This is a genomic window from Okeania hirsuta (assembly GCF_003838195.1).
In the GTDB taxonomy this organism is placed as follows: Bacteria; Cyanobacteriota; Cyanobacteriia; order Cyanobacteriales; family Microcoleaceae; genus Okeania; species Okeania hirsuta.
This window is the reverse complement of the sequence record NZ_RCBY01000320.1, coordinates 1-6,688: the sequence shown is the minus strand read 5'-3', so window position 1 is coordinate 6,688 and position 6,688 is coordinate 1. Positions and strand designations below refer to the sequence as shown.

Genomic DNA, 6,688 nt, shown 5'->3' with positions numbered 1-6,688 from the left:
CGTTGGAATGATTTTATGGAGTTTCCTTTTGAGGTTTTTTGGTGGGAAGGTTTGGATAAAAGTCGAATTTTTAGTTTGATGTTACCGCCGATAGGAGAAAGTATTGATGTTGTAAAGATGGGAAGGTTTGCTTGTGAATGGTTGGTGAAAACTAGTAGAAAAAATGTTTTGTGGTTGCCTGGGGTGGGAGACCATGGTGGGGGTCCGACTAGGGATATGTTGGAGGTGGGGAAAAGATGGCGGGAGTCTGGTTTTTTTCCTTTGTTGGAGTTTACGACTGCTGAGAATTTTTTAGTAGAGTTGGTGGGGGAAGGTTCTGATGATTATCCTGTTTGGGGGGATGAACTTTATTTGGAGTTTCATCGAGGTTGTTATACGACTCATGCTGATCAAAAGAGATGGAACCGTTGTTGTGAGGGTTTGTTGTATGAGGCGGAGTTGTTTGCTGTTTTTGCTTCGGTTGTGACTGGTGCTTTTTATCGGAAGAATGATTTGGAGGTTGCTTGGAAGGGGGTTTTGTTTAATCAGTTTCACGATATTTTGCCTGGTTCGGCTATTTCTGATGTTTATGTGGATGCTAATAATGGTTGGAGGGAGTCTGAACGGTTGGGGTTGGAAATTTTGGATGAGGCGATGGAGGCGATCGCTTCTCATATTGATTTTTGTCCGCCTTTTTCGTTTGATTCTGGTGAAGATGGGATGTTTTATCGGGTTATTGTTTTTAATTCTCTGAATTGGCAACGTTCGGAATTGGTTTCGGTTGCTTTGCCAGCGCCTCCGGAAAAAAAGGATTGTTGGGGTGTGGGGAGTAGGCAGCAGGGAGAGGGTTTGGATATGGATAATTATTCTGCTGGTATGCAAAATGATCGAAATGACTGGCTAGTTTATGACAATGAGGGAAAATTAGTTAGTTCTCAGGTGTCGGATAAGGATTTATTGTTTGTTGCTTCTGATGTACCTGGGGTTGGTTATCGAGTGTTTTGGCTATGTTGCGGGTTTTCTGGTTTGGACAAAAGACTATATATGAGCACACCTATTCCCCATTTTACAGAAAGGATAGCAGAAAAATTTGAGTTTGTCAATACTGTTAGTTTAAATGGTGAAAGATGGCTTTTAGAGAATGATTTATTACGGGTAAAGGTGGAGGGGGAAACGGGAAATTTGGAGAGTATTTTTGACAAGATTAATGAACGGGAAGTTTTGGGAAAAGGGAAGGGGAATGAATTGCAGGCTTTTCAAGATGAGGGTCAATATTGGGATGCTTGGAATATCGATCCAAATTATCAAGAATATCCTTTAGCTGCTGCAAAATTAATAGATATTGGGTGGATGGAAAAAGGAGATTTAAGAAGTTGTCTACGAGTTATTAGAAAAATAGGAAAGTCTGAGTTTTGTCAGGATTATATTTTGGAGTTTGGTTCTCCACTGCTAAAAATTAAATGTTGGGTAAATTGGCAGGAAAGTCATACTTTAGTTAAAGCTGCTTTTCCTATAAATATAGAAACGGATTTTGTTACTTATGAAATTCCTTGTGGGGCTATTAAGAGAATGACTAAGTTTCAGACAGAAAGAGATCAGGCAAAATGGGAAGTTCCGGCTTTACGTTGGGCGGATATTAGTGATGATAATTATGGGGTAAGTTTGCTGAATGATTGTAAGTATGGATATGATGCAAAGTCGAATGAATTACGTTTAACTTTATTAAGGGGTTCGACTTGGCCTGATGAGGAGGCTGATGTGGGAATTCACGAATTTACTTATGCTATTTATCCTCATTTGGGAAGTTGGGAAAGTGCTGGTACTGTGCAACGGGGTTATGAGTTAAATCTGCCTTTACTTGTTAAGGTAATGCCGTGGATTAGTTCTGAAAAATCTGGTGGAAGGTTGCCACAAATTTATCGTTTCTTAGGTTGGGAAACTGATAATTTAATTTTGATGGCGTTGAAACGGTCAGAGAATAATCAATATTGGATTTTAAGGTGTTATGAATGTTTGGGAAGAGAGGCAATTTTGAATTTGGAAAGTGATGCTGGTTTGGCAGTAGGAAAAGTTGTTGATTTGTTGGAACGAGATGTTGCTGAACCTTCTGTTGAGTTTGGGAGTAGAAGTTGTGAAATTTCACCTTGGAAAATAATCAGCTTTACTCTGGATTTTCTGGTGTGATGAATTTGGGGAAACGTTGTGAATTGAGATGAGCGATCGCTTGTCTCTATCAAGGAAAGGGAGGAAAAAGAGAAAACCTATTAGGGGGGAGAATAAAAAGAAAAAGGACTTAATTGCCCCAATGATATTCACAAGAAGTTTAAATGCAGAAGGATTTGAAGGCTGGTAATCAATATTTTGATCACCCTGATGAGAAATTCCTTGAGTATTAATTATGGATAATGCTCCAATCCATGGCAAAAATATAATTAGAGAAATGGTAGAATAAACAGAGCATCAAGTAATATTCCTCCCCAAATATTCTCCTGATTTAAATAAGATTGAACATGATTTTAGTGCATTAAAGAGAGCCAGAATGTATGGCGATTCACATAAATCTTTAGATGAAATTATTCGTGATTATTGTATAGTTTAATATCTCATTCTTAAGTTAAATAACTATAAATATAGATATAGGTTGGGCAATGCCTGACTTTTGGTTGTGGGAGATGAGAGATTTTTCTCTATTTATCCATAGATAGGTATGGAAGGTGAAATTTTTGGTTGTGGAAGATCAGAGAATTTTCTCCATTTATCTTTTGTCTGAGTCGGGAATTTCTGCTGTGAGGAAAAATCGTCGGTTTTCCTTTACCTCTGGCAGTGAAAATTTCTCTATAAATTATAGATATAGGCATGGAAAGTGAAATTTTTGGCTGTGGGAAGTGTGGGGAAATATCATTTTAATTTTAGATAAAATTTTGACTTTAATCTAAAATTAAAATGATATTTCCCCACACTCCCCACAGCCAAAAATTTCTCTATAAATTATAGATATAGGCATGGAAAGTGAAATTTTTGGCTGTGGGAAGTGTGGGGAAATATCATTTTAATTTTAGATAAAATTTTGACTTTAATCCGAGTAAAAATTGTTGATTACTGAAAAGGGATTGCCAAGAGAATCAAATATTTATTCTAAATTTTATATAGTTATTTTTTTTTGAGTAAAATTTTTTGGAATTAACAATGAGTAATTTTGTAGAAACTGCCAAAGGATTTTATTATCAGAAATATTTAAAAGTCTATGATTAGGGAAAACCTGTAGATATTGAAGTAATTAAAGCCTATGAAAATTTGTCTTTTTATATTCACGGATTAAATATTGAAAAAGCAGAATAACTTCTACAAAAAGAATTTGTTGATGAATATAAGTATCAGTTAAGATTTGCCTTTAGTTTTGAAAACCTTGTAAGTGTTTATGGAGGACTTTATCTAAGTGATTTGCAGAAATTTGATGAGATACCAAAATGCATGGCAGTTGATGGAGAAAATGATTTTGAAGCAACAGTGAATCAACTACCAAATAGTGTTTGGGAATCCTACAAATTTTATCATAAAGCGGAAGAAGGAAACTGGGGTAAAGCTTATAGATTGAGAATAACTATTGAAGGTCAAGATACATTAGTTATTCGTACAACTACTGATGGTGCTGATGGATGGCTTGAAGTATTTGATACTCAAGGAAATAATTTAGCATCAGCTCGTACTAATTATAATGCTATTGCTTGGCGATCAATGTTTCAAATTCGTCAATATTTTCTTACAGGAAACAGATATCTTCCAGAGCTGAGGTAAATTTTTTTGAGCTTTTCATAACTGTATTTTGGCTTGTTGAAAAATATTTTTTTAGAATTGAATTTTTGGAAAATATAATATAGCAGTCGAAGGAAAGGTTAGGACAGATAAAAAGCTTAAAACTCAGACAAAGCAATATTTTTTCTTCTTTCTTTTTCCCTCTTTCTTCTTCAAGATTCAGATAAAATTTATCTAGCGATCGCCTCTTAAGTAAGTGGGTATAAATAAACATAAAACCGAGATATAGGTGCCAGGTTAGTTAAAAAAAGTGCTTACTTAATCCCTACTGTCTAATTTATCATCAACGTTTTCTATTGTTAGATTTTGAAATTTACCTGAAACTCAATAATTATTCTGTTTTTTCTAAAGTAAAATGCTTAACTGATTCTGCTAAATTCTTTGTAATATTCATAATTTTTTGTGAAGAATCATACAATTGTGTTGTGACTTGCTCAAATACTTCTATACAAATAACATCTAGAATTTACAATTTACAAGAATTCAACTGAAAATTAATTTTATTCTGTCACTTATGATTAATATAGCAATCTTATTTGAGTTGTGAGAGATTGTAGATTTTAGGGAATAGGGAATAGAGAATAGGGAATACCCAAGTAATAAAATTCTCATAAATCATGCCGGATTGCTGTATCTATATTAACTTCTAAATTAACTTCTAATTCACATATAATTCACATATAATTGTTATTTTAGTGTGAAATTTGCCACAATTTCTGGATGATCTAGTGAAGTTACATCTAATTTATTGCTTGTTTCCTGAAATCCCAAATCCTGTATCTGAATGAATTGGAACAGGCTATATTATGATAAAATCATCATAAATTTAATATCAGAAAATAATTTAGTTAATTTCTCTATGACCGAACATTGAGGGAGGGATACCACTATATTAAGAAACTACAAAGCTGATTTACATTTTGTTACAGTAAATATATAGATTTCTCAAGAGGAAAAAATTCCCTTAATTTAAAGATTATTAACTTAGAGGAAAAATTTATGAATAGATCTTTTCGTGTCGGCAATCTATTTGGTATACCATTTTATATTAACTCATCCTGGTTCCTTGTCTTAGTTCTTGTTACTTTAACTTATAGTAGCAGTCTGGCAGAGCAATTTCCAGAATTGACTGGGATGCTACCATTGATATTAGGATTAATAGCGGCATTATTATTATTTTCTTCTGTTTTAGCTCATGAGTTAGGTCATAGTTTTGTTGCTCTATCTCAAGGAATAGAAGTAAAATCAATTACCTTATTTTTGTTTGGAGGTTTAGCTAGTTTAGATAGAGAATCAAAAACTCCTGGAGAAGCATTTTCGGTGGCAATTGCAGGTCCGTTAGTAAGTATAGTTTTATTTGGTTTATTTACTATAATTAATACATTTACAGCCATCAACGGACCATTAGCTGCAATTCTCCAACTCTTAGCTTACATCAACTTAGTTTTAGCATTATTCAACTTAATTCCTGGCTTACCTCTCGATGGTGGAAACATTCTCAAATCCATTGTTTGGAAAATCACAAATAACCCTTACAAAGGAGTTATTTTTGCTAGTAGAGTAGGTCAAGTATTTGGTTGGTTGGCAATAGTTTCTAGTTTGATTCCTACTTTTTTATCTGGTAGTTTTCCTAATATTTGGAATATTCTAATTGGTTCGTTTTTACTACAAAATGCTGGTCGTTCTGCCCAATATGCAGAAATCCAAGGTACTCTTGCAGACTTAACTGCAGCAGATGCTATTATTCTCGATCGCCCAATTGTTTCAGCTAGTCTTTCTCTACGAGAATTTGTGAATGAATATATAATTGGGAAAGATAGTAGAAAACAGTTTTTAGTTATTAATGAAGTAGATCAGTTAGTAGGAGTAATTAACGTTGATGATTTGAAAGTAGTTAATACCTCTGAGTGGCCTTTAGTTATGGTAAAAGAATTAACGAAACCTGTAATAAATATGGAGACTGTGGTAGCTAAAACTTCTCTTTTAGAAGTAGTTTCTTTATTGGAACAAAAGCAAATTAATGAATTAACTGTTATTGATGAAAACGGTGTTTTAGTTGGGTTAATTGAAAAAGCTTCAATTAGGAGTCTGTTGGAAAACAAAGCTCAGGTAAAATCTGCTTAGGTCAATGGAATAGAAAAATCTTTAATCTGTTAGATCGCGGGAGTCAGGAGTTAGGAGTCAGATGAATGGCTTCTATACCAACTCTTCGCTCATAAATTCTCTTTTTTGTCAAAGGAAAATTTCCTGCAATTGTCTTTTAATTACACTTATTATTCGACTACATTCTTTTTTCAAATTCGTATTATTGGCAGAGAATATATGGTGTCGTTCAAAACATAGATATGAATGTGAAATAGGAGTCAGAATGAATGGCTTCTATACCAGTTTTTTGGTCATAAATTTCCTGCAATTGTTTTTTAATTACACTTATTATTCGACTACATTCTTTTTTCAAATTCGTATTATTGGCAGAGAATATGTGGTGTCGTTCAAAACAAAAATATGAATGTTAAAATTGAAGTTTTCTTGTATATCTAAGCAATCGGGAATAGAGAAAGAGTGAGAATATTGTAGAATTAGAGAGAAAATTTTTGTTAATTAACTAAGGAATGAAAATCAATTAAAACCAGATAAAATTAATTACTTTTAAGAGGTTTTATCAGATCTCAAACATAAATTTCCGGTCTTATTTAATTTACTTTCCTTAGAATATATAATATATAGCAATCAAAGGGAAGGGCGCGGATAGATCAAAAGTTTAAAGTTCAGACAAGACAATATTTTTCCTTCTTCCTTCTTCCTTCTTTTCTCTGCTATGTCTTGAAGACTCAACTCTGTAACTAGTGCAGGATGGCAGAAATAAGTGACCAGTAGGAGCAATGCCCTCTTCCTG

The 6,688-nt window shown here is 33.7% G+C and carries 3 protein-coding genes and 1 pseudogene; all 4 read left to right on the top strand.

Going from position 1 to position 6,688, the window contains the following annotated elements; all coding sequences use genetic code 11:
• Positions 1 to 2,163: alpha-mannosidase (locus tag D5R40_RS29135; RefSeq protein WP_134239637.1), on the top strand; the 2,163-nt coding region annotated here is incomplete at its 5' end.
• A 50-nt stretch (positions 2,164 to 2,213) separates the two neighbouring features.
• Positions 2,214 to 2,578: pseudogene (locus D5R40_RS29130) on the top strand (transposase); the annotation flags it as partial.
• Between the two features lie 842 nt (positions 2,579 to 3,420).
• Positions 3,421 to 3,774, top strand: coding sequence for a hypothetical protein (locus D5R40_RS29125; protein WP_124155600.1), 354 nt, complete (start codon positions 3,421 to 3,423; stop codon positions 3,772 to 3,774).
• 1,017 nt (positions 3,775 to 4,791) lie between these two features.
• Positions 4,792 to 5,916, top strand: coding sequence for a site-2 protease family protein (locus D5R40_RS29120; protein WP_124145583.1), 1,125 nt, complete (start codon positions 4,792 to 4,794; stop codon positions 5,914 to 5,916).
• The last annotated feature ends 772 nt before the right edge of the window (positions 5,917 to 6,688 follow it).